The organism is Nocardia fusca NBRC 14340 (assembly GCF_001618425.1).
GTDB lineage: Bacteria > Actinomycetota > Actinomycetes > Mycobacteriales > Mycobacteriaceae > Nocardia > Nocardia fusca.
On sequence record NZ_BDCU01000031.1, the window covers coordinates 86,670 to 109,634 of the forward strand.

The following is a 22,965-nucleotide window of genomic DNA, read 5'->3' on the forward strand; positions in this document are numbered from 1 at the left end:
TTCAGGACTTCATGAGATCCCGGTGGATGATTTCCTTCATGATCTCGTTGGTGCCGCCGTAGATCCGCTGGATGCGGTGATCCAGATAGGCGCGGGCCACCGGGTACTCCATCATGTAGCCGTAGCCGCCGTGGAACTGCACGCCGGCGTCGATGACCCGGCCCTGGAGTTCGGTGGCCCACAGCTTGGCCTTGGCCGCATCCACTGCCGTGAGCGTGCCCGCGTTGTGGGCGCGGACGCAGCGGTCGATATAGGCGCGGGAGACTTCGATCGCCGAGCGCAGCTCCGCCAGGGTGAAACCCATGCCCTGGAATTCGCCGATGCGCTTACCGAACGCGGAGCGCTCGCGGACGTAGTCCATGGTCCAGCGGAAGACCGCCTCGGCCGAAACCTGGGCGGCGATACCGATGCCGAGGCGTTCCAGGGGCAGCGACTGCATCAGGTAGGCGAAGCCGGCGCCACGCTCGCCGAGCAGGTTGTTGGCGGGCACCCGGACATTGTCGAAGAACAGTTCGGCGGTGTCCTGGGCGTGCAGCCCGACCTTGTCGAGTTTGCGGCCGCGGGAGAAGCCGGGGGTGCCGTCTTCGACGACGAGCAGGCTGAAACCCTTGGAGCCGGCGTCGGGGTCGGTTTTGGCGAACACGATCACCAAGTCGGCGAGAATTCCGCTCGTGATGAAGGTTTTGGCGCCGTTGATGATCCAGTCGTCGCCGTCGCCGTCGCCGTCGCCGTCGCGGACCGCGGTGGTGGTGATGGCGCGTAGATCGCTGCCCGCGCCGGGCTCGCTCATGGCGATCGCACCGATCGTCTCTCCGGTGACGAACCCGGGCAGCCACCGCCGGCGCTGCGCCTCGTCGGCGTGCCGGAGCAGATAGTTGAGCACGATGTCGTCGTTGGTGGAGAAGCCGGATTGGAGCGCCGAGGCGCCGGCCCGGGCGATCTCCTCCTGGATGACCACCCGGTATCGGTAGTCGGTTTCCGCGGGTCCGCCGAACTCCTCCGGAACGGGGAGCCCGAGCATGCCCTGGCGGCCGGCGGCGAGCCAGATCTCGCGGTCGATCAGCCGCTGGGCATCCCATTTCTCGAGATTCGGGGTGACATGCTTGTCGACGAACCCGCGCACCGAGGCGCGGAACAGTTCGTGGTCGTTGTCGAAGAGATCGCTCTCCACTGTCGGATTCTCCTTCGTATCGTGCGCCCGGCTCGGTGCCGCCGAGCAGTTCCGGGTCAGCGCCGGCCGAGCGCCTCGGGCTCGGTACTGGGCGAGCGCCTCCGGCTCAGTGCTGAGCGAGCAGTTCCTGGACGCCGCGGCGGAACACCTGATTGGCCACCTCGTTGCGGCCCAGGATCATTCGTCCGGCGTTGGCGCTGGCCATACTCACCTGCGAATCGCGCAGCAGCGGGAAGTCCTCGGCGTGCAGGACGGCCAGCAGGATCTCCCAGTTCTTGTCCCAGAGCCGGGTCCAGCGCTCCTCGGTCATCTCGGTGTCCTCGACCTTCGGCACGATGAGCCGCATCTCCATGTGGCTGCGCTGGGGATTGGTCGGGTGCGGCCGGAAGGTGAGCAGCTGGAAGTGGTCCGGCTGGCGCAGCAGGGTGCTGTTGGGCAGCAGGAAATGGGTCTCGGTGACGTGGTTGGCGAGACTGCGGTCGCCGGGATCCTCTTCGATCCAGCGGTCGATCGATTTACGCGGGGCGATGAAACGGCAGTGCCGGCCGAAATCGTCGAAGGCCAGCACATTGGTGTGGATGTGCTTGGCCGCGGTGTTCGGATGCGCGTACTGGATGTGGTAGCCGTCGAGGAAGGCATCCTGCATGATCTTCCAGTTCACCGGTTCGTCGAAACCCTCGCCGCGTACCGTGACCAGCGATTCGAGGCGGTAGGACGCCAGGACCGCGTCCATCTCGGGACCGAGCCAGCTCGCGACGTCGATCTCGGCATCGGCGTCGTCGATCACCCAGATGAAGCCGTGCCGCTCCTCGGTGGGCAGTGAGATCAGGCCCATCTCCGCGCGTTCGGCCTCGCCGAAGGTGTTGTCGCGGGTGATGGTGCGCAGGCTGCCGTCGGTGTCGTAGGACCAGCGGTGGTAGGGGCAGGAGAACAGCCGGCAGCGGCCCTTCTCCTCCTTCTCCACCATCGCTCCGCGATGCCGGCACAGGTTGACCAGGGTTTTGACACTGCCGTCGCGCTGGCGGACCACGATCACGTTGTTCCGGGGCAACTGCAGGGTGAAGAAATCGCCCGCGCGGGGGATCTCGGAACCGTGCGCGACGATACTGGGCACCCGGCCGAAGACGAGATCGCGTTCGCGCTTGGCCACCGCGGTATCGGTGAACTCCTCCGGTTCGAACCAGGTGGTGTGCGCGAACTCGTCGGTGGTGTCGTTGCGCAGGTGGTCGAGGGTGCGGCGAATACGTTCCTCGCGGGGTGCTCCGACCTCGGTCATCGGGTTACCTCCAATCTGTACTCGGCGGCGTGACCGCTGCCGATCCTTGCTTAAATCTAAACGAGTTAGTTTTAGCTGTAAAGCTCCGGGCATTGCCCCGGAAACCGACTGCCGTTAGATTTAGAACCAGATTCCGCTCGTCGAGGAGTATGGATGATCTCTTACCGATGGCGTCCTGAACTGGATGCCGAGGAACTCGCCCAGGTAACCGCCCTGATCGGCGCGGCGGCCGAATACGATGCCGAGGCCGGTTTCTCCACCATCGACGCGCGCGTGCCCGCCGAACGTTCGTGCGGCGGTGTTCGTATCGCTCACCTACCCATCCGGGCCCGTCGCGATCTGAGTGTGCACCCGGACGCGCCGTGGGTAACCGTGGCCTACCTGAATCTGCGGGTGGATCCGGAGGGGGAGGGGGCTGTGCAATTCGTGGTGCATCCGGATTATCGGTCGCGCGGAGTTGTCACCCTCCTCGTCGAGGAACTGGGCCTGGATGTGGCCGCGCCGGATGGATGGTGCGGGACCGGTGCGCGGATGTTGCGCGCCTGGGCGTACGGCACCCACCCGGCGACCGAGCGGCTCGCCGCCCGATTCGGCATCGCCGCGGTCGATCGGCAGTGGACCCTGGTGCGGCATCTGTCGGGCCCCTGGTCGCTTCCGTTGAAGGAGTTCGACGCCGGAATTGCCATACCGGCATCCGAATCTGCCGATGAATGGGCGTCGGTGGCCGAGTTCGAGCCGGTCGTGCTGTCGCGACCGTGCGACGCGACCTCTGCGTCCGGGTCCACTCGGGTGATCGCCGTCGGTGACTCGGCGGGTCCGGCCGGGCTGGTCCGCTTCGAGGTGTGCACGGTTCCCTACGGCGAATTCCGCGGGGGCTGGATCCGGATCGCCGCCGTCGCGTCGCGAGCCCGCGGGCGCGGACTCGGTTCGGCATTGCTGACGCGCGCCCTGGAGGAGATGCGGGACGCCGGCGCGCAGGTGGCGCTGATCCGGGCGGATCCCGTCGATGAACGCACCGTGCGGGTACTGCGCCTGCTGTCCTTCGAGCAGGAGGAGACCCATACGCTGTTCGGTATCGGTGCAACATGAGATAAAGAACGACTTTTGTTCTATGTTGACGAACTGATCGGTCCGCAGTACTTTGTTGTGACGCCACTCACAGCCATTCGGCAATGGGTCTCATCCGGAGTGGCGGCGAGCGACCGCAGATCCGGAAATTTCGTCCCGGCGTCGTTCATTTCCAAAGCCTCAGTGAGAGAGAGAAATTCATGAAGCGTCTCGACGGCAAGGTCGCGTTCATCACCGGTGTGGCGCGGGGCCAGGGGCGATCGCACGCCGTCCGGCTGGCCGAGGAAGGCGCCGCGATCATCGGTATGGATATCTGTGCCCAGATCCCGTCGGTGTTCTACCCGATGGCCACCGGGGAAGATCTCGCCGAAACCGTTCGCTTGGTCGAGAAGGTGGGCGGCCGGATCGTCACGACCCTCGGCGACGTGCGGGAGCGTGCGGATATCCAGCGCGCCTACGACGCCGGTATCGCCGAGTTCGGCCACGTCGACACCGTCGTCGCCAATGCCGGCATCATGCCCGTGCTGGACAAGGGCAGTGAGCCCCAGGCCTGGCACGATGCCCTCGACACCATGCTCACCGGTGTGTGGCACACGCTGGAGGTGACCGTGCCCGGCATGATCGAGCGCGGGGAGGGTGGGTCCATCGCGATCACCAGTTCCGCCGCGGGTCTGCGCAGTATCGGCCTGAGCACCTTCCCCGGGCAGGCCGGATATTCCGCCGCCAAGCACGGAGTCGTCGGGCTCATGCGGCTGTACTCCAAACAGCTCGCCAAGCACTTCATCCGGGTCAACACCATCCACCCCACCGGGGTGAACACTCCGATGGTCGCCAATGCCGAGTACGGCGCTTTCGTCAACGCAAACCCTGAGGTCGCCAACGACGACGCGTACAAGAACCCGATGCCGGTCGAGTTGATCGAGGCGGTCGATATCAGCAACGCCCTGGTCTTCCTCGCGTCCGACGAGGCCCGCTACATCACCGGCGTCACCCTGCCCGTCGACGCCGGCTACAACAATCGCTGAGAAAGGCATCACGCCATGACCACCACCGACACCACCCTGGCCGCACCTGCGGTCGCCGATCGTGAGCAGGTCTTCATCGGGGGCCGCTGGACCGACTCCACCGGCGACGACTGGATCGAACTGGTCGATCCGTGGAGCGAACAGACCGCGGCCCGTATCCGCAGCGCCACCGCGGAGGATGTCCGGCGCGCCGTCGACGCCGCCCGGAAATCGTTCGACTCCGGAACATGGGCCGGGAAATCCATGGCCGAACGGGCCGAGGTGATCGACGAGATCGCGACCCGGCTCGACCAGCGGCAGGACGAACTCACCACCATCGGCGTCCTCGAGGTGGGTATACCGGTCACCGTCAGCGCCGGTACCCAGCAGATGACCGCCGGCCTGTTCCGCGCGGTCGCCGCGGAAGCCCGCAATTTCACGGTCCGCGAGGACCGGACCCGCGCCGACGGTGGGATCTCCCGGATCCTGTCCGAACCCACCGGTGTCGTCGCGGCGATCATTCCGTGGAACGGCCCCATCGGCACGATCGCGTTCAAGGTCGCGCCTGCGCTGGCGGCGGGCTGTTCGGTGGTCCTCAAAGGTGCGCCGGACGCGCCGCTGTCGCCCGCGGTATTCGCCGATGTGATCGCCGAACTCGTTGCCGAGGGCCGGATCCCGGAAGGTGTGGTGAGCGTGCTCATCGCCGACCGGGAGGTCTCGGAAACACTGGTCACCGACCCCGGTGTCGACCACATCACCTTCACCGGCTCCACCATGGCCGGGCGCCGGATCGCGGCGCTCGCCGGTGAGCGGATCGCCCGCGTCTCCCTGGAACTGGGTGGCAAATCCGCGGCGATCATTCTCGACGACGCGGATCTGAACCACGTCCTGCAGTCGCTGCCGATGGGCGGGTGCATGCAGTCGGGGCAGGCGTGTATCGCGCTGACCCGGGTGCTGGTGTCACGCAAGCGCCACGACGAGGTAGCCGCGGCACTGTCGGCGGCGTATTCGGCGCTGCCCATGGGCAATCCGTGGGCGCCGGAGAACTTCCTCGGCCCGCTCGCCGGAGCGCGCCATCAGGAACGCGTCCAGGCATATATCGACACCGCGGTGCGCGACGGTGCCACCGTACTCGTCGGTGGCGGCCGCCCGGAGGGTCTCGATCAGGGCTACTTCGTCGCCCCCACGCTGATCGACGGGGTGCGCAACGATATGCGCATCGCCCAGGAAGAGGTGTTCGGCCCGGTCATCTCGCTCATCACCTACGAGGACGAGGACGACGCGGTAGCCATTGCCAACGATTCGATCTACGGCCTGTCCGGCGCGGTGTACACCGAGGATCTGGAACGCGGTTATGCGGTGGCTCAGCGGATCCGGACCGGGACCGTGAGCGTGAACGGTTCGGTCATCGATTTCACGCTGCCGTTCGGCGGATACAAACAGTCCGGGGTAGGCCGGGAAGGTGGCGCCGAAGGGCTCGCGGAGTTCTTCGAGACGAAGACGGTCCATATGCCCGCCCCCGCGAACTAGCGAGGAAGTACCCGCGCAGGAACCGACACTGCGCCGGAACGGCCGGTACGAGGATGCCCCCCTCGTACCGGCCGGATTCGTTTATCGCTCAGCGGGAGGCCACGGTTTCGGGCACGGCGATCTCTGCGTCGCGCACCACACCGTGCAGGAAACTCCGCACCATTTCCTCGAACAGCTGCTTGGAGGTCATCCGGTTCTCCGCCAGTGCGGTGGCCAGCACCGGCTGGGACTCCGGATCGACATTCGGGAATATGGTCGTCCGGGAACTGGGCCCGCGCATCGCCTCGGTGAGCGCGGCACCCACTGTGATCCGTTCCATCCCGTCCAGGATCTGCACGTGCAGGTGCGCCGGCACCCCCGAATCCGCCAGGAACCGTGCCGTTTCCTCGTATGTGCTGATGAGCAGGTCCCGGGGCAGGTACTGGAGCAGGATCGGTGCGGCATTGCGGTGCCGCAGGATCGAGCGGCGCAGGTTCAGTGCCAGGGCGACGAAGAATTCCGGCCAGTCGGGGCCGGGTTTGCGGCGCGGAATGCTGCCCGCTCCGGCTATCTGGCGCGCGACGGCAGCCAAGATCTCCGATTTGTCCGCGAAATGGTGGTACAGGGAGGGGGCCCGCACACCGAGGAACTTGGCCAGCCGGGGCAGGCTGAACGCATCCAGGCCCTCGGTGTCGATGATCTCGATGGAGGCCGCCACCACCGAGGAGCGGCTGATCAGAGGCTGCGACGGACGAGGCATTTGCGGCTTTCCACTCGGGTGACATCAGGTTTTTACCTAGCGACGTGAGGTTGATCGTATCGCGCGGCCGGTCAGGACTGCGGATGTGGCACCGACTCGTCGAGGAAGGCGATCAACCCCTCGGTCAGCACATCGTTGTCGTCACCGCTGACCATGTGTCCCGCACCGTCGACGGCGATATGGCGGGCATGCGGGATCAGTTCCAGTAGATCGCGGACGCCCTCGGGCCCCACGACATCCGATTCCCGCCCCTGGATCAGCAGCGTGGGGACGGTGATCCGCTGCGCCGCCGCACGAGCCCGTTGCTCGCGGAGTGAGGCCTGGTCGGGGCCGTTCTCACGATGGCTGATCATCCGCGGGTCCCAGTGCCAATACCATCGGCCGTCGCGTAGTCGCAGATTCTTGCGGAGTCCGTCGGGCCGGGGCGGGCGCGGCCGATGCGGGTTGTAGGCGGCGACCGCCGCGGCGGCCGCGTCCAGGGAATCGAAACCGGACAGGCCGTCGCGCATGAAGGCGGCGACCCGGTCCACACCGTCCGCTTCGGCCACCGGCGTGATATCGACCAGCACGAGTGCCCGAGCCAGGTCCGGGTGGGTACCCAGCGCGAGAAGTCCGGCCATTCCGCCCATCGAGGCGCCGACCACGACCGGCGGCCGGTCGAGTGCGGCTGCCACGGTGACCAGGTCGCGGGCATGGGCGGCCGGCGAGTAGTCGCCGTCCGCGGCCCAGTCGCTGTCACCATGGCCGCGAGCGTCCACTGCCAGGGCGCACCATCCGTTCGCGGCGAGGTTCAGTCCGGTGCGCCGCCAGGAATGCCGGGTCTGGCCGCCGCCGTGCAGAAGTAACACGGTGCCGCGGTCGGTGTCGTCCGTGGGGGCGAAGCGGTCGGCGACGAGTGTGACGCCCGCGCCGGGCAGTCGGGTAACGGTACTGGTCGAGGTCATGATCGGTGATCTCCTCTACGGTTCAGTGGCCGGATGTGCCGCCGTCGACGGCGAGCGTGGAGCCGGTGATATAGCCCGAGGCGGGGCCGGCCAGGAACACCACGGCCGCGTCGATCTCGCGCTGGGTGGCGGTGCGGCCGAGGGAACAGTCCCGCAGGAATTCGTCCAGGGTGTCCGGGGACATCTCGCCGATCATGTCGGTGTCAACGAAGCCGGGCGCTATGGCATTGACGCGGATACCTTTTCGTCCCGCCCACTGATGGGAGAGGTCGCGTGTCAACCCGATGAGCCCCGCCTTGCTCGACGCATAGGCGGCTTGGGGCAGTACCGATTTGATCAGTCCGAGCATGCTCGCCACATTGACGATGCTCGAGCCGGGCCGCATCACCCGTGCACAGGCCTGCGCCGTCCAGTACGCGCCGAAGAGATTGACCTCGAGCACGTTGCGGTAGTCGCCGGGATTTTCCCGGGTGGCCGGTGCCGTATGGGTGATACCCGCATTGTTGACCAGTACATCGAGCCGGCCGAATTCCGTGATCGCCGCGCGGGCGAGTGTTTCGCACTGGTCGGGGTCGGTGACATCCGTCGGCACTACCGAGCATCGTCGCCCCAGTACGGTCACGCTGTCGGCGACCTGTTCGAGCTTGTCTCGCCGGCGCCCCGCGACCACGATATCGGCGCCCGCCTCCGCCAAAGCCCGCGCGAACCCTGCCCCCAGCCCGCTGCCAGCCCCGGTCACCACGGCCACGCGGCCGGTGAGGCGGAAGAGATCGAGCACCGATCCGCTCGGCGGCACTACGGTATCCATCCACCGCATCCTCTCGTCGTTAGCTAACCACATTAGTTTTACCAGTCGAGTGGGATTCTCGGGTGATCGCCTCACGTGGCCCTTGATTGTCATTTACCTAAAAGCATAAGATTTAATGAGCAGTGATATGAAGGGATGGTGAGGTGATGGTCGATACTCGGACGATGCGGGTGGCCGGTAAGGACTCCGCCGCGGACGGTGTCGTCACGGTGACGCTCACCGATCCGGACGGCGGGGTGGTGCCGGAGTGGGAGCCCGGCGCGCATATCGACCTCGAGCTCGGCGACGTCACCCGGCAGTATTCACTGTGCGGCGATCCCGCGGACCGGTCCGCGCTGCGTGTTGCGGTGCTGCGGGAATCGAACGGCCGCGGCGGCTCGGTGTATGTCCACGACAAACTGGCGGTCGGCGATCTGATCGAGGTCGGCGGTCCCCGCAACAATTTCGCGCTGGCGCCGGCCTCTTCGTATCTGTTCGTCGCCGGTGGTATCGGCATCACGCCGCTGCTCCCGATGCTGCGGACCCTCGCCGAACGAGGGGAGCCGTGGCAACTGCTGTACGGGGGAAGGTCTCGGGGGAGTATGGCCTTCGCCGACGACTTGGCGTCGGCGTATCCCGAGCAGGTCCGCCTGCACCCGCAGGACGAATACGGCCTGCTCGACCTGGCGACCGCGCTGGACGACGCTGCCTCGGGTACCGCGGTGTACTGCTGTGGTCCCGAACCGCTGCTGCGCGCGATCGAGAACGCCTGCCGTGAACGTGACCGGTTCGCCCTGCATGTCGAACGATTTGCTCCCAAAGAAGTCGCTCCGGCATCCACCGGTGCATTCGAGGTCGAACTCGCGCGCAGTGGCGTGGTGGTGACGGTCGGGGAATCGGAGTCGGTACTGGACGCCCTGCAGCGCAGTGGCGCGGACGTCGATTTCTCCTGCCGGGAAGGCACCTGCGGAACCTGTGAGGTCGCCGTGCTGGCCGGCCGTCCGGAGCATCGGGATTCGGTCCTCACCGAGGACGAGCAGGCGGCGAACGACGCCATGATGATCTGCGTTTCCCGGAGTTGTACACCGCGCCTGGTGCTCGATCTCTGACCCTGCCCTGCCCGTTCCTTCAGGAGGCACTGTGTCCCCATCCGAATCCGCTGCGCTGTACGAAGTGCGCGATCACATCGCCGTTATCACGCTGAACCGGCCCGACGCCCTGAACGCCGTGAACTCGGCGCTGTCGGCGGCGGCGGGGGCGGCGCTGGAGCGCGCCGCGGCCGACCCGGAAGTCCGCGTCGTGGTGATCACCGGTGCCGGCCGGGGCTTCTGCGCGGGCGCGGATCTGAAGGAGATCGCCGCCGGTCGCAGCATCTACGATCCCGATCACCGGGAGTGGGATTTCGCCGGAATCGTGCGGCACTGGATTCCCAAGCCCGTGATCGCCGCCGTCAACGGGTTCGCCCTGGGTGGCGGCACCGAAATCGTGCTCGCCGCGGATCTCGCGGTCATCGACGAGAATGCCTCGCTCGGGCTGCCCGAGGTGCGGCGCGGTCTGCTGGCCGCCGCCGGTGGGCTGCTGCGGATCCACCGCCAGGTGCCCGCCAAGGTCGCCGCCGAGATCGCGTTCACCGGTGAACCCATCTCGGCGGCCCGAGCCTACGAGCTGGGTCTGGTCAACAAGATCGCTCCCACCGGCACGGCGCTGCCGGCCGCACTGGAATTGGCCGGCGTGATCGCCGCGAACGCGCCGGTGTCGGTGCAGCAGAGCAAGACGGTGCTGCACGAGAGCGCCGCGTCGGACACCGGGTGGTCGTCGGCGGAGTGGGCGGTGAACCGGGTGGCCACGAAGGCGGTGATGGCCGGCGCGGATGCGAAAGAGGGGCCGCGCGCGTTCGCGGAAAAGCGGAAGCCTCGATGGACCGGGCGATGATCGTAGACCCGGAACGCGCTGTTTATCAAAATACAAATCTTGATTGACGTATCACAGCTACCGCTGTAGCGTGGATCACATGGCGACCGGTCTCCTCCGGAAGCCCCCGACTTCGCACCGTGACTCGAACCGGTGCATTCGACTCGATCATCCAGAATCACCGACGCCGGCGGCCCGGTCGTCGCTACACGGGCAAAGGAGCTCGCAGATGAAACTCCAGGACAAGGTCGCGATCATCACCGGTGGCGGCTCCGGCCTCGGCCGGCAATCCGCCCAGCTGTTCGCCACCGAGGGTGCGCGGATCGGTGTGGTCGATATCGACCCGGAACGCGCCAAGGGCACTGTCGAACTGGTGCGGGAGCAGGGCGGCGAAGCGATTGCCCTGGTCGCCGACGTCAGCAAGAAAGCCGAGATCACCGAGGCGGTGGCCCGGACCGTCGCCGAATTCGGCACACTCGACATCATGTTCGCCAACGCGGGCATCGTCTCCCGCGGCGGTGTCCCGTCGGTCGCCGGCGGCGAGCAGGTCGCGTTCGAAGATCTCACCGAAGACGACTGGCACCAAGTTCTCGGCGTCAACCTCAGCGGTGTCGTGTACTCCGCGCAGGCCGCGGTACCGGCACTCGAGGCCAATGGCGGCGGAGTCATCCTCGCGACCTCCTCGGCCGCCTCGATCGCCGCCTATCACAGCATCGCCATGTACTCGGCCACCAAGGCCGGCGTCAACGGCCTGGTGCGCGGCCTGAGCCTGGACCTCGGCAAGCGCGGTATCCGGGTCAATGCCATCGCCCCGACCCATGGGATGTCACCGAACTTCCTTGCCCCCGCCGGAACCCCGGTGGTCGGCAAATCCTATGAAGAGGTCGCGGGTCCATGGGAACCGGCCGTCTCCCCGATCCCGCTGAAGCTGAACCGGCCGCCGTCGCTGCTGGACAATGCCCGCGCCGCGCTGTTCCTGGTCTCCGACGATTCCGCCTACATCTCCGGGGTCACCCTGCCCGCCACCGACGGCGGCACGCTGTCGCGGGTCGCGATGTGGTTCGACGAGGACCGCGGCTTCACCGATGCCTCCTGAGCCGCCGGGATCCGACGCCGTACACAGAAGTAAGGACAACGATGGCTGCGACAATCGGGTCGGCCCTGTGCTGGTGGGCCGATACCAAAGGAGATCAGCGGGCACTGATCGTCGAAGACGAGGCGCTGACCTACCGGGAACTGCAGGACTGGTCGAGCCGGGTGGCGCGGCACCTGGCCGATGCCGGTATCGCGCCCGGTGAACGCGTCGGGGTACTCGGCCCGAACTCGCTGATCTGGCCGGTGCTGGCGCTGGGAGTACTCAAGGCGGGCGCGGTGCTGGTCCCGCTGAACCCCCGGCTCAAACCGGCCGAATTGCGTAAGGTGCTCGACGATTCGGGTGCGGTCCTGGCCATCGCCCCGGCCGAATTCGCCGAGACCATCGCGCGCACCCGGGAACTCGGCCGCGATTTCGCGGCGAAGTTCTTCGACGAGTTCACCGGCCTGCGGGCCGGCGGCCGCGACGACTTCCGTGTCGACGTCGACCGCGACGACCCGGTCGCGCTCCTGTTCACCAGCGGTTCGACCGGTCTGTCGAAGGGCGTCGTCTGCACCAATCGGACGTTGCTCGATATCGTTTTCGAGGCCACTCTCACCGAGGAGGGCCTGCGGCCCGGTTCGACATCGCTGCTGCTGCTTCCGCTGGTGTTCACACCCGGCGTGGTCTGGGGGCTCGTCATGGCGGTGGTCCTGGGTAACACGCTGGTGGTCGAGAAGGAGCTGCGGCCCGAGCGCGCGGTCGCGCTCATCGGCAAACACCGGGTGAACACACTGTTCGGCGTGCCGCTGGTCTTCGAGGCGATCGCCCGCACTCCCGCCTTCGCCGAGACCGATGTCTCGTCGCTGCGCACCGCCATCGTCGGCGGCGCGGCCGTCGCGCCCGCACTCCTGAAGGCATGGGCGGACAAGGGCGTGGAATTGCGCCAGATCTACGGGATGACCGAAGCGGGCGGCGTCGCGACCGCCACGAAACGCGCCGAGACGTTCACACACCCCGACAGCTGCGGCACGGGATCGATCTTCAGCGAACTGAAGGTGATCCGCGCGGACGGCACCGAGGCCGCACCGGGGGAGGAGGGCGAGATCGTGCTCCGCGGACCGGGCGTCACCCCCGGCTACTGGAACGATCCGCAGTCGACGGCACAGGCGCTGCGTAACGGCTGGCTGCACAGCGGCGATCTGGGTACCCGGGACGAGGGCGGCCGGATCAAGTTCGTGGACCGGATGAAAGACCTGATCATCACCGGCGGGATCAACGTCTCCCCGGTCGAGATCGAACGGGCGATCGGCGAACTCGCCGGCGTCGAGGAGGTCGCGGTGATCGCCGCCCCCGACGAACGCTTCGGGGAAACACCGGCCGCCATCGTCACCGCCGGTGGTGATATCGACGCGGCGGCAGTGGTGGCGCACTGCGAGCGATTGATGGCCGACTACAAGGTTCCCCGCTATGTGGTGATCCGATCCGAACCGCTGCCCCGCCTCCCCAACGGCAAACTGTCCAAGACTGCCGTGCGCGAGGAATACCGTGATGTCACCGGACGATTCGAGAAGGTGCGGTGAGTCCGATGACCGAAACCTCGGACAGCTGCCCGGTACTACTCGAGCGGGACGGTGAGATCGCGATCCTGCGCTTGCACCGGCCCGAGCGGTTGAACGCCTTCACCGAGGAGATGTGCGAGCGACTGCTCGCCGCCATGGATGAGATCGATGCCGACGACTCCGTGCGTGCCGTGGTGCTCACCGGGTCGGGACGGGCGTTCTGTGCCGGCGCGGACCTGGCCGCGGGCGGCGACACCTTCGTACTCGGCGGCGACCCGGTTACCGGCGATGCGCCGGCGGATCAGGGTGGTCTCGTGGCCCTGCGCTTCTACCGGTCCACCAAACCGATCGTCGCCGCGATCAACGGCCCGGCGGCCGGCGTCGGCGTCACCATGACGTTGCCGGCCGATATCAGGATCGCCTCGGACACCGCGAAATTCGGCTTCGTCTTCACTCGGCGGGGCCTCGTACCCGAGGCTTGCTCCTCGTGGTTCCTGCCACGAATCGTCGGTATCTCCACCGCGCTGGAATGGGCCCTCGGCGGACGTATGGTCAGCGCGGACGAAGCCCTGGAACGTGGTCTGGTGCGCGAGACCGTCCCCGCCGGTCAGGTGCTGGAGCGTGCGCTGGAACTCGCCCGCGACCTGGTCGGCGGAACAGCACCGGTGTCCGTCGCGCTCACGCGTGGCCTGATGTGGCGGATGCTCGGTGCGGAAGCCCCCGAGGTGGCCCACCGCGCCGATTCCCTCGGTATCTACCTACGGGGAACCTCCGACGATGTCCGGGAGGGGGTCGAGGCCTTCCTGGCCAAACGCGACCCCCGGTTTCCCGATCGTGTCTCCGCGGGCCTGCCCGACCTGTTCGGTGCCGCCGCGCCGGCGAGCTGATTGCTACGATCACCGGGCTCGGCGTCCGGCCGGGTGGGCGAAGAGGAGGTAGGCGGAGATGGCTCGACGGCGCACCGGCAGCGTCCTCAGCGAGGACCCCGATGAGGCACGCCGTCAGATTCTCACAGCCGCCGAGGCGGTGTTCGAGCGCTACGGCGTCGCCAAGACCACCATGGACGATATCGCCAAGGAAGCCAATGTCTCCCGGCCCACCGTCTACCGCTACTTCGGCGACCGTGACAGCCTGATCACCGCGTTGATCGAGGTCCGGGCGCGGGCCATGTTCACCCGCGCCCGGACCTTCCTGCGCAAACGCGAAACCTTCGCCGAACAGGTCGTCGACGGCCTCATCTATCTGGTGAACATCGGCCGGAAGGATCCGGTGGTGCGGCTCATCGTGAGTCCGGAGCATATGGATCTGGCCACCGCGCTGGTCGGCAGCTCCGGATTGGCCGCCCGGCTCACCGAAGAAATGTGGGCGCCGGTTCTGCAGGAGGCACGCGCCCGCGGTGAGGTACGCGAGGACCGCACCGATACCGAGATCTGTCAGTGGATCGCCCTGGTGGAACTGATCCTGGTGGGCCGGATGGACTTCGGCTCCGACTCCGACCCCGACCATCGGCGGATGCTGACGAAATTCCTGCTACCGGGCATCGTCACCCCTGACGCCGCGGCCCGCGCCGGTATCTGACGTGTAGCGCCCAACGCTTCGGGGGCCCGCGGCGGGCGTGTCCGCCGACGTGGCCGGCGGCCGGAGCCCGATCAGCGCGGTGCCATCCGGATCGCCCCATCGAGGCGGATGGTCTCACCGTTGATCATCGGGTTGGAAACGATATGCGCGACGAGCGCGCCGTACTCGGCCGGATCGCCCAGCCGGGACGGGTGCGGAACCTGCGCCCCGAGCGACTGCTGGGCTTCCTCCGGCAGCGAACCCAGCAGCGGCGTCCGGAAGAGCCCGGGCGCGATGGTGTTGACCCGGATCAGTAGCGAGGCGAGATCGCGGGCGATGGGCAGGGTCATCCCCACGACGCCGCCCTTGGAGGCGGAGTAGGCGGCCTGCCCGATCTGCCCCTCGAACGCGGCGACCGAGGCGGTGTTGACGATGACGCCACGCTCCTCGCCGACCGGTTCGTTCTTCGCGATACGCTCTGCGGCCAGACGCAGCACATTGAAGGTGCCGACCAGGTTCACATCGATCACTTTGGTGAACTCGGCCAGCGGGAACGCGCCGTTCTTACCCACCGTCTTGATGGCGTTGCCTATCCCGGCGCAGTTCACCGCGATCCGCAAGGAGCCCAGGTATTCCGCGGTATCGAGTGCCGCGGCGATCGCCGCTTCATCGGTGACGTCGGCGGGGGCGAACCGGACCCGGTCGCCGAGTTCCGCGACGACCTTCGTGCCGGGGGAGGAGGGCAGGTCGACGACGACGATGCGGGCGCCCTCGGCGAGCAGCGCTTTCGTCGTCGCCAGACCGAGCCCCGAGGCGCCGCCGGTGACGACGGCAACAGTGTCTTCGATACGCATGGTTGTTCCTATCCGGATGTCGTCGTGATTCAGAGTCGTTCGATCACGGTGGCGTTGGCCATGCCGGCGCCCTCGCACATCGTCTGCAGGCCGTAGCGGCCGCCGGTCCGCTCCAGGTGATTCACCAGGGTTGTGAGCAGGCGCGTACCGGACGAGCCGAGCGCATGGCCGAGCGCGATGGCACCGCCGGCCGGGTTGAGCTTGTCCGGGTCCGCGGCCAATTCGTGTGCCCAGGCCAACGGCACCGGCGCGAACGCTTCGTTGACCTCGTAGGCGTCGATATCGTCGATGCCGAGCCCACCCTTGGCCAGTGCCTTACGGGTGGCGGGGATGGGTGCGGTGAGCATGAAGACCGGATCGTCGCCGGCGACCGCGAAGGAATGGAAACGCGCGCGGGGGCGCAGCCCCAGCCGGGCGGCCGCCTCTTCACTCATGATCAGGACGGCGGAGGCTCCGTCGGTGAGCGGTGAGGAATTGCCGGGGGTGATGTGCCACTGCGCCTCGGGGAAGCGCGCCGCGAACTCGTCGGTGCGGAACGAGGAGTTCAGTCCGGCCAGGCCCGCGACGGTGGTCGCGGCACGAACGGTTTCGTCCACGATGTGCGAGACGGTCGCGCCGGCGGCGTCCGCCACATCGATCGGCACGATCTCGCGATCGAACCATCCCTGGGCGATCGCGTGCGCGGCCCGCTGGTGTGATCGGGCGGAATACTGGTCGAGCGTTTCCCGGTCCAGCTTCCATTTTGCCGCGATGAGTTCGGCGGAGATGCCCTGGTGCACCAGGCCGTCCGGGTAGCGGGCGGCGATTCCGGGGCCGGCGGTGTCCTGGCCGATCGGTGAAGTGCCCATCGGTATGCGGCTCATCGACTCGACACCGCAGGCGATGACGATATCGTAGGCCCCGGCAAGTACACCCTGGGCGGCGAAATGCGCCGCCTGCTGGCTGGAACCGCATTGCCGGTCGATGGTCGTCGCCGGTACCGAGTCGGGAAAACCGGCCGAGAGCAGTGCCGTGCGCGAGATGTTGAGAGCCTGCGCGCCGACCTGCTGCACGCACCCGCCGATCACATCGTCGACCTGGGCCGGATCGATTCCGGTGCGGTCGATGAGACTGCGCAACACATGCGCCAGTAACTCCACCGGATGCGTGGCGGACAACGCTCCGCCCATTTTCCCTTTGCCAGAGGCGAGGCGGACGGCGTCCACGATGACCGCGTTCGGCATATCGATTCCTTTCGGCGACTGCGGCCCGGGGATCGGCCCGCATACCCGGCAAACCGCCGGACGCGGACGCATTCCCCTGGTCCGGCGGGCGGGCGAACCTTTAGATATCTATCACCATTAGGTTTTCTGGTCAACGGCGAGTCGACGCGAGCGACCTCGGTGAGCCGATCGGCGTCGACCGCCTTGACGCGCGTACCACCCGATGTCCGGTCGGGTGGTACGCGTCTTCGGTGTTCGGTTGTCCAGGGGGCGCACGTTCTGTGCTGTGTCGGCGCCCGGCCGCCAGGGTGTGTGCGGGCGCATATCGGCGACGACGTCCCGCTGATGGTCGACGCGAACCAGGGCTGGAGCCGCTGTTCAACGAAAGCCTGGAGATCCGCGACGGCCGCATGTATGTCTCCGCCCGGCCGGGGCTCGGCTTCACTCTCAGTGAGCAGGCACGGGCCTGGACGGTAGCCGAACACGAGGTCGCCTCTCGGCCGTGATCGTGGTGGCCGGCGGACTCGCAGCCGGACTGCCGAGCGGCCCGGTGCGTGGGGTCCGGGGCCACCGGACCCCACGGGCCGAGGATGGTCGGCGCCGCGTCCGGGGCAGCGGTGCCGAGTCCGGCCGCAGCGGATACCGGATCAGGAGCCGATCGCGCCGGGAAGCTGCCCGGGGTCGATCGGCTTGCCGTCGACGAAGACCGACGGTGTCGACCGGATTCCGCTGTCGAGAACCTCCAGGGTATGAGCCCGGACGAATTTGCGGTAGGTCTGGTCTGTCACGCAGTGGGCGAATTCCGGATCCGAATAGCCGGCGCCCTCGGCGATTTCGACGATCGTGTCGTCGGTCAGGCCGTCACCGCCTTCCGCGGGCTGGTGCTCGAACATGGTCTGCAACCAGTTCGGGTAGCCGGTGGGATCGGATTCGGCGGCGCAGAACGAGGCGTTGGCGGCCCGACTCGAGTACTCGGTGGACGAGGCGTGGTCGAGAAAAGCGATGATGTCGTACTCGACCGCCACCGTCCCCGCGTTCACCGCGTCGGTCAGCAACGATCCGTAGCTCGCCTCGAAGCGCTGACAGGCCGGGCACTGCAGGTCGGCGACGACTCGGACGGTCCGCGCTGCGGATGGTGCGCCGATCCTGATCGCGCCGGACTCGGTGATACTCGCGGTGACACCGGCGGCGCCCGCTTGCGCGCCGATGACCGGAGTCGGCCCGGGATCGTCGCGCTCGGCCTTCTTCAGTGCCACATTGATTCCGATGGCCGCGATGAGCCCGATCAATACTGCGGCCACCGCTACCTGAACCAGGATCCGGCGGGTGCGGTCCACCTGCTGCACCGAGGACAGCGAGTTCTTGTGCTTCGCTGATTTGTTCATCAAGAGTTCCTTGCCTTGACATGGTTGGGTCGATGGGGTTTGCCGTCCGAGCCACCGCGTGGCGGCCGGACCGCACGCGATAGCGTCACCGCGCGTGTGCGAGCGGGACCGACGATGTGCCGGAGTGCCGGGCGTCCCGGGGGAAGGCGTAGACCACCGTGGAATCGGCGTCGACACCCCGCCACAGCTCGACCAGGGTTTCCCGCGCCCGCGCGACCCGGGAACGGATCGTGCCGACCGGACAGTCGGCGGCCCGGGCGGCCTCGGCGTAGGTCAACCCGAGGATCTGGGTGAGCACGAACGCCTCACGGCGATCCTCGGGAAGATGACGCAGAAAATCGGCGACCACCATCTCCTCACCCACATCACTGTCGTGGCGGTCGCGCCGCTGCTCGATCGCTGTCTCCCAGTCCGCGCCGCCGGCGGTTCGCGGCCGTGCCGAGGCGTTGCGCAGCCGATCGATCACCGCCCGCCGGGCGATCGACAGCAGCCAGGTCCGCGCGGTCGAGCGTCCGGCGAAACGCGGCAAACTGACCATCGCCCGCAGAAAGGTCTCCTGGGTGAGGTCGTCGGCCGACTGCACATCGGTGAGGTGCGCGACGAAGCGCCAGACATCGGCCCGGGTACACCGGACGAATTCCGCCAGCGCGGTTCGGTCGCCTGCCCCCGCGGCGAGGGCCAGCGCGGTCAGGTGCTCGTCCGGGGTATGGTCGCCCGCCGGGCGACGGCCGGAAGACGGCGCCGGGTCGGGTGGGGTGCAGCGTAATCGCCCGTATCCGGGCAGCATGAAGTGCAAGGTGTCCATCACAGCAAGCTTCTGATCGGGACGCAGACGTGGACGGCATCGCGATCGCACCGATCTCCGTGTATGCATGCACCGAGAGGGTGCGCACGGACATCAGGAGATCACGTCACCGCCGGTGCTGCGCCGGTGACGGTTTACCCGCCGCGCACCACGGAAGCGCCGACCGCCCGCGGAGTTCCACGGAGCAGGCAGACCGGCGGTCACACCGTCGCGGCGGATTGTGAGAAGAGGACGATCTCGCGTCCGGGTGGGCCGCGTCGTGCCAGCGCGTGCCGCAGGAACTCGACTGCTACCGCCGGTTCGTCCGCTCCGTCGGCCGGTTGCGCGGACACCGCGGGCCGGGTGACCGGCAGCGGCAGCAGCAGGAGCGGTACCAGGATTCGCGTGTACAGGGCCGCGGCGAGTGAGAACGCGGCGCGTTCCCCGCACCACAGCCAGACACCGCACAACAGGGCCGCCAGACCGTGCGCCAGCAGCATGGCCGGCGTCCGTGTCTCGGCCAGCCGGCCGACGGCCTCGGCGTGGCCGGTGTGCCCACCGGCGGGGTCGGCCGCGAACCACAGGTGCAGGAGGCCCTGGCCGGCGAGCAATCCTGTCGTGATCGGTAGCAGCCCGCGTTGCCGGTCGGCGACCGACCAGGCCAGAGCCGTGAGCAAGGCGACCGCGAGAGCCAGCGACGACAGGGAGATGGTGTGCGCCGAAGTCAGTGCGTGCCCGGATGCCGACAACAGCACACAGATCAGCGCGAAGACCCACGCACGGCACGCCCGGGCGAGCGGCGAACGGTGCGCTGGACTGGTCATGGTGCCGTCTATCGTCGCACCTCTGCGGGACCGGCGGCGGGGTGGGGCGCGGGTCGGCCGGTGCGCTGTGCGCATGCCGCCGCGGCCGGCGCCGAAGTTCGAGTCACCGTGCGGGAACCGCCGGTACCTCGCGCGCGACTACTGCGAGGAGTGGGCTCGGCCCGCGATCGGCGAACCACGAAAGGTGGATACGCGGCATGAAGGTACGACGGCTTTCGCGGTTGGCGCTGTGCGGACTGCTGTTCGCGGGTACCGGGCTGCTGGGTGCCTGCGGCACCTCGGGCACCGGCGAGTCCGCGAGCGCGGGAGAAATACCGGCCGGATACCCGGTGACCGTGGACAACTGCGGATTCGAGCAGACCTTCGACCGGCCGCCGTCGCGCGTGCTGATCCTGCAGGGTGCGTCGGTAGGGGAGGCGGAGACCTTCGTCTCGCTCGGGCTCGCGGACGCGATCGCCGCGAACACCCAGTTCTACGGTGTCTCCGATATCCCGGGTATGGCGGCGGAAGTCGATGCGCTGCCCAAGGGGGATCTGACCCTCAACGCCGCCGCCGATGTCCCGGCCGAGCAGGCACTGGCGCTGCGTCCGGATCTGGTCGTATCCACCTGGTCCGGTGGCTTCGACCCCGAGTTCGGTTTCGCGAGCCGGGACATGCTGGACCGCGCCGGGATCCGCACGCTGGTGAACCCGGTCAACTGCGCCTACGGCAAACCGGAGAACGTGACGCCGGCCGAGGAACAGAAGTACCGCACCGGGTCCACCGAGTCCTCGCTCGAATTCATCGAGTTGATCGGCGAGGTGTTCGGTGTCCCCGACCGGGCCACCGACCTCACCGCACACCTGCGCGATCGCATCGAAGCGACGAAATCGGCCGTCGCGGGCCGGGAACCGAAGCGAATGCTGATCGCTTTCCCGGATATGAGTGTGATGAACGCCAACGGCCTGCCGGCCGTGTTCTCGGGCACCATCTACGACTCCGTGGTGCGCGCCGCGGGCGGTGAACCGAGTTTCGCCGACGGTGGCCGGGATCTCACCGGCAACCTCAGCGCCGAACAGCTCGCCGCCGCGCCGGTGGATGTCCTGGTGATCGGCGCGTACCGGCCGGGCGAGGATCTCGACGCGGAGGCCGAGAAGTTGTTCGCCGCGTATCCGCAGTGGAACGCCTCGAAGAACAAGACCTATGTGAAGGTTTCCGATGGCATCTATCTCGGGCCCGCCAACGCCGACGCGATCGACAAGATCGCCCGCGTCGCCCACCCCGATGCCTTCTGACGCCGCCCGCACGCGCTGGAAGAGTTCCGGGCGGCTTCCTTTCGGGCCTGTACTCGTCGGCGGCGCGATCGCGGTCGTGCTGGCGTGTCTGGCCGGTGTCGCGCTCGGGTCGGTGAATGTCCCGGTCACCGACGTCTGGGCCACCCTCCGCTACCAGATACTGGGATTCGGCGCGGTGCCGGACGCGTTGCACGCGATGATCGTGTGGCAGTTACGGGTTCCCCGGGTACTGGCCGCGGTGCTGGTCGGCGCGGCACTGTCGGTCGCGGGCGCGGTACTGCAGGGTATGGTGCGCAATCCGCTGGCCGATCCGTTCGTGCTCGGGGTTTCCTCCGGCGCTTCCCTGGCCGCGGTCGCGGTCATGTCCTCGGTCTCGGCCCTGTGGATCCGCAATCTGGGCGTACCGGTCGCGGCGTTCCTCGGCGCGATCGGGGCGCTGCTGCTGGTCCTGGTGTTCGCCCAACATCAGGGCCGGTTCACCGGCCCGCGTATCGTCCTGGCCGGAGTCGCGGTCGGGCAGGTGGCCGCGGCCGGGACGAGCCTGATCCAGCTCCGTTCCGAACCCGCGGAGATCCGGGGCATCCTGTTCTGGATGATGGGCAGTGTCGCCGGGGCCGAACTCGGTGCGCTGGCCGTGCCCGCGGTCCTGGCCGTGGCCTGCCTGGGTTGGTTGCTGGTGCAGGGGCGTAATCTCAGCGCGCTGTCCATGGGGGACGACGATGCGGTGGCGCTCGGCATCGACGTCAACCGGCTGCGGATCCAGCTCATCGTGATCGTCGCGGTCCTCACCGGTCTGGCGGTGAGCGTCGCGGGCGGGGTCGGATTCGTGGGGCTGATCATTCCGCATATCGCGCGGTTCGCGGCGGGTTCGGACTATCGGCGGTTGCTCCCCGTGACCGCGGCGCTCGGGGCGGCGTTCCTCGTGCTCATCGACCTCGCCGCGCGGGCGATCGACCCGCCCGACGAGTATCCGCTGACCATCTTCACCGCCGCCCTGGGCGGGCCGTTCTTCCTGTGGTTGCTCCAGCGCAGCAGGTCCGGGGGCGCGGTATGACCGGTAACCGGGAAACGGCATCCCCGGGCGCATCCGTAGAGGTGGCCGGGTTGCGGGTGGATATCGACGGCACGACCCTTCTCGATGCCGTCGGGCTGACCGCGGCGCCGGGGCGGGTCACCGCGCTGGTCGGGCCCAACGGTTCGGGGAAGTCCACGCTGTTGCGGGCGGTCTACCGGGCGTGCAAACCGGCAGCCGGGGTGGCCCTGATCGACGGCCACGACGTCTGGCGCTCGTCCGCCAAAGAGATGGCGCGGATCCGGGCGGTGGTGACCCAGCACCACGGTGCGGCTGCCGATTTCACGGTCGGGGAGATCGTGGCGATGGGGCGGTCACCGCACAAGAAGTACCTGGAGCCGGATTCGCACCATGACCGGGAGATCGTGCTGGCGGCCATGCACCGGGTAGGTGTCGACGGCTTCGCAGACCGGCCGTTCGCCGGGCTGTCGGGTGGGGAGCGGCAGCGGGTGCTGCTGGCGCGAGCGCTGGCCCAGCAGGCGCCGGTGATTCTGCTCGACGAGCCGACCAACCATCTCGATGTACACGCCCAACTCGCATTGTTGCGGCTGCTACGGGAACTCGACGCCACGATCGTGCTGGCGATACACGATATCGGGCAGGCACTGGCGTACGCCGATCACGTCGTGGTGCTCGCGGCGGGCCGGGTCGCTGCCGCCGGGGACCCGGTCACGACCCTCACACCGGAGCTACTGCTCGAGGTTTTCGGGGTGCGGGCCCAGATCCTCACCGATCCGCTCACCGGCCGCCCGCATGTGCTGCTGGGTCTGCCGGAGGAAGTCGATTCCCGCGCCGTGGATACCGCGCGCTGAATACCGATACCCGGCGGGTGCCCAGCGGCACTGCGAGACGGCCGTCACGGTTCAGGCGCTGCGGGAACCGCGCACCCGTCGCATCCGACTACTGATCACGACAGCAACAGCTCCTGCCGGGGCGGCTCGTCGGCTCC

22 protein-coding genes are annotated in these 22,965 nt (G+C 67.8%); 12 read left to right on the top strand and 10 right to left on the bottom strand.

What is annotated here, in order from left to right; translation table 11 throughout:
* Position 1: 1 nt before the first annotated feature.
* Together NF4_RS20835 and NF4_RS20840 are read right to left on the bottom strand one after the other, a co-directional pair.
* Complete coding sequence (locus NF4_RS20835; RefSeq protein WP_063129041.1) at positions 2-1,171, bottom strand: acyl-CoA dehydrogenase family protein; 1,170 nt, start codon at positions 1,169-1,171, stop codon at positions 2-4.
* A 106-nt stretch (positions 1,172-1,277) separates the two neighbouring features.
* Positions 1,278-2,447 carry an aromatic ring-hydroxylating oxygenase subunit alpha gene (locus NF4_RS20840; protein ID WP_063129042.1) on the bottom strand — a complete coding sequence of 390 codons (1,170 nt, stop codon included), beginning with the start codon at positions 2,445-2,447 and terminating at the stop codon, positions 1,278-1,280.
* Positions 2,448-2,600: 153 nt separating this feature from the next.
* Between NF4_RS20840 and NF4_RS20845 the strand changes: the two genes are divergently transcribed.
* The 3 genes from NF4_RS20845 to NF4_RS20855 all read left to right on the top strand — a co-directional run bounded on the left by NF4_RS20845 (position 2,601) and on the right by NF4_RS20855 (position 6,049).
* A complete protein-coding gene (locus NF4_RS20845; RefSeq protein WP_063129043.1) occupies positions 2,601-3,536 on the top strand; it encodes a GNAT family N-acetyltransferase in 936 nt (311 codons plus the stop codon).
* A gap of 179 nt (positions 3,537-3,715) precedes the next feature.
* Positions 3,716-4,540 (top strand): mycofactocin-coupled SDR family oxidoreductase, encoded by an 825-nt coding sequence (locus tag NF4_RS20850; RefSeq protein WP_063129199.1) that lies wholly within the window; start codon positions 3,716-3,718, stop codon positions 4,538-4,540.
* A gap of 15 nt (positions 4,541-4,555) precedes the next feature.
* Positions 4,556-6,049, top strand: a complete 1,494-nt coding sequence (locus NF4_RS20855) for an aldehyde dehydrogenase (protein WP_063129044.1) — start codon at positions 4,556-4,558, stop codon at positions 6,047-6,049.
* 88 nt (positions 6,050-6,137) lie between these two features.
* On the opposite strand, the gene NF4_RS20860 is transcribed toward NF4_RS20855, so the two are convergent.
* From NF4_RS20860 to NF4_RS20870, 3 genes are all read right to left on the bottom strand, one after another.
* Complete coding sequence (locus NF4_RS20860) at positions 6,138-6,788, bottom strand: TetR family transcriptional regulator (RefSeq protein ID WP_063129045.1); 651 nt, start codon at positions 6,786-6,788, stop codon at positions 6,138-6,140.
* A 71-nt stretch (positions 6,789-6,859) separates the two neighbouring features.
* Positions 6,860-7,732: an alpha/beta fold hydrolase gene (locus tag NF4_RS20865; protein WP_063129046.1), complete on the bottom strand. Its 873-nt coding sequence runs from the start codon at positions 7,730-7,732 to the stop codon at positions 6,860-6,862.
* Between the two features lie 22 nt (positions 7,733-7,754).
* Entirely contained in the window at positions 7,755-8,540 is a 786-nt protein-coding gene (locus NF4_RS20870; RefSeq protein ID WP_063129047.1) for an SDR family NAD(P)-dependent oxidoreductase, read from the bottom strand.
* Between the two features lie 146 nt (positions 8,541-8,686).
* Here NF4_RS20870 and NF4_RS20875 point away from each other — a divergent pair, with 146 nt between their 5' ends.
* The 6 genes from NF4_RS20875 (at position 8,687) to NF4_RS20900 (ending at position 14,642) form a co-directional block, all read left to right on the top strand.
* Positions 8,687-9,628, top strand: a complete 942-nt coding sequence (locus NF4_RS20875) for a PDR/VanB family oxidoreductase (protein ID WP_232330579.1) — start codon at positions 8,687-8,689, stop codon at positions 9,626-9,628.
* Between the two features lie 31 nt (positions 9,629-9,659).
* Positions 9,660-10,451: an enoyl-CoA hydratase-related protein gene (locus tag NF4_RS20880; protein WP_084533294.1), complete on the top strand. Its 792-nt coding sequence runs from the start codon at positions 9,660-9,662 to the stop codon at positions 10,449-10,451.
* 208 nt (positions 10,452-10,659) lie between these two features.
* A complete protein-coding gene (locus NF4_RS20885; RefSeq protein ID WP_063129050.1) occupies positions 10,660-11,526 on the top strand; it encodes an SDR family NAD(P)-dependent oxidoreductase in 867 nt (288 codons plus the stop codon).
* 41 nt (positions 11,527-11,567) lie between these two features.
* Positions 11,568-13,085 (top strand): class I adenylate-forming enzyme family protein, encoded by a 1,518-nt coding sequence (locus NF4_RS20890; protein ID WP_063129051.1) that lies wholly within the window; start codon positions 11,568-11,570, stop codon positions 13,083-13,085.
* A 5-nt stretch (positions 13,086-13,090) separates the two neighbouring features.
* Positions 13,091-13,951, top strand: a complete 861-nt coding sequence (locus NF4_RS20895) for an enoyl-CoA hydratase-related protein (RefSeq protein WP_063129052.1) — start codon at positions 13,091-13,093, stop codon at positions 13,949-13,951.
* 58 nt (positions 13,952-14,009) lie between these two features.
* Positions 14,010-14,642, top strand: a complete 633-nt coding sequence (locus NF4_RS20900) for a TetR/AcrR family transcriptional regulator (RefSeq protein WP_063129053.1) — start codon at positions 14,010-14,012, stop codon at positions 14,640-14,642.
* A 71-nt stretch (positions 14,643-14,713) separates the two neighbouring features.
* On the opposite strand, the gene NF4_RS20905 is transcribed toward NF4_RS20900, so the two are convergent.
* From NF4_RS20905 to NF4_RS20925, 5 genes are all read right to left on the bottom strand, one after another.
* Positions 14,714-15,475: a 3-hydroxyacyl-CoA dehydrogenase gene (locus tag NF4_RS20905; protein ID WP_063129054.1), complete on the bottom strand. Its 762-nt coding sequence runs from the start codon at positions 15,473-15,475 to the stop codon at positions 14,714-14,716.
* Between the two features lie 29 nt (positions 15,476-15,504).
* A complete protein-coding gene (locus tag NF4_RS20910) occupies positions 15,505-16,698 on the bottom strand; it encodes a thiolase family protein (protein WP_063129055.1) in 1,194 nt (397 codons plus the stop codon).
* 626 nt (positions 16,699-17,324) lie between these two features.
* A complete protein-coding gene (locus tag NF4_RS20915) occupies positions 17,325-18,062 on the bottom strand; it encodes a DsbA family protein (RefSeq protein WP_063129056.1) in 738 nt (245 codons plus the stop codon).
* A gap of 85 nt (positions 18,063-18,147) precedes the next feature.
* Positions 18,148-18,867 carry a sigma-70 family RNA polymerase sigma factor gene (locus NF4_RS20920; RefSeq protein WP_232330580.1) on the bottom strand — a complete coding sequence of 240 codons (720 nt, stop codon included), beginning with the start codon at positions 18,865-18,867 and terminating at the stop codon, positions 18,148-18,150.
* A 200-nt stretch (positions 18,868-19,067) separates the two neighbouring features.
* On the bottom strand, positions 19,068-19,670 hold the full coding sequence (locus tag NF4_RS20925) for a hypothetical protein (RefSeq protein ID WP_063129057.1): 603 nt from the start codon (positions 19,668-19,670) through the stop codon (positions 19,068-19,070).
* Positions 19,671-19,867: 197 nt separating this feature from the next.
* Between NF4_RS20925 and NF4_RS20930 the strand changes: the two genes are divergently transcribed.
* Genes NF4_RS20930 through NF4_RS20940 form a run of 3 tightly spaced genes read left to right on the top strand, consistent with a single transcriptional unit; the run spans position 19,868 to position 22,828 of the window.
* Positions 19,868-20,944 (top strand): ABC transporter substrate-binding protein, encoded by a 1,077-nt coding sequence (locus NF4_RS20930; RefSeq protein ID WP_063129058.1) that lies wholly within the window; start codon positions 19,868-19,870, stop codon positions 20,942-20,944.
* Positions 20,934-21,998, top strand: coding sequence for a FecCD family ABC transporter permease (locus NF4_RS20935; RefSeq protein WP_063814657.1), 1,065 nt, complete (start codon positions 20,934-20,936; stop codon positions 21,996-21,998). The genes NF4_RS20930 and NF4_RS20935 overlap by 11 nt, the downstream gene beginning before the upstream one ends.
* Positions 21,995-22,828: an ABC transporter ATP-binding protein gene (locus tag NF4_RS20940; protein WP_063129059.1), complete on the top strand. Its 834-nt coding sequence runs from the start codon at positions 21,995-21,997 to the stop codon at positions 22,826-22,828. The genes NF4_RS20935 and NF4_RS20940 overlap by 4 nt, the downstream gene beginning before the upstream one ends.
* Positions 22,829-22,965: the final 137 nt, after the last annotated feature.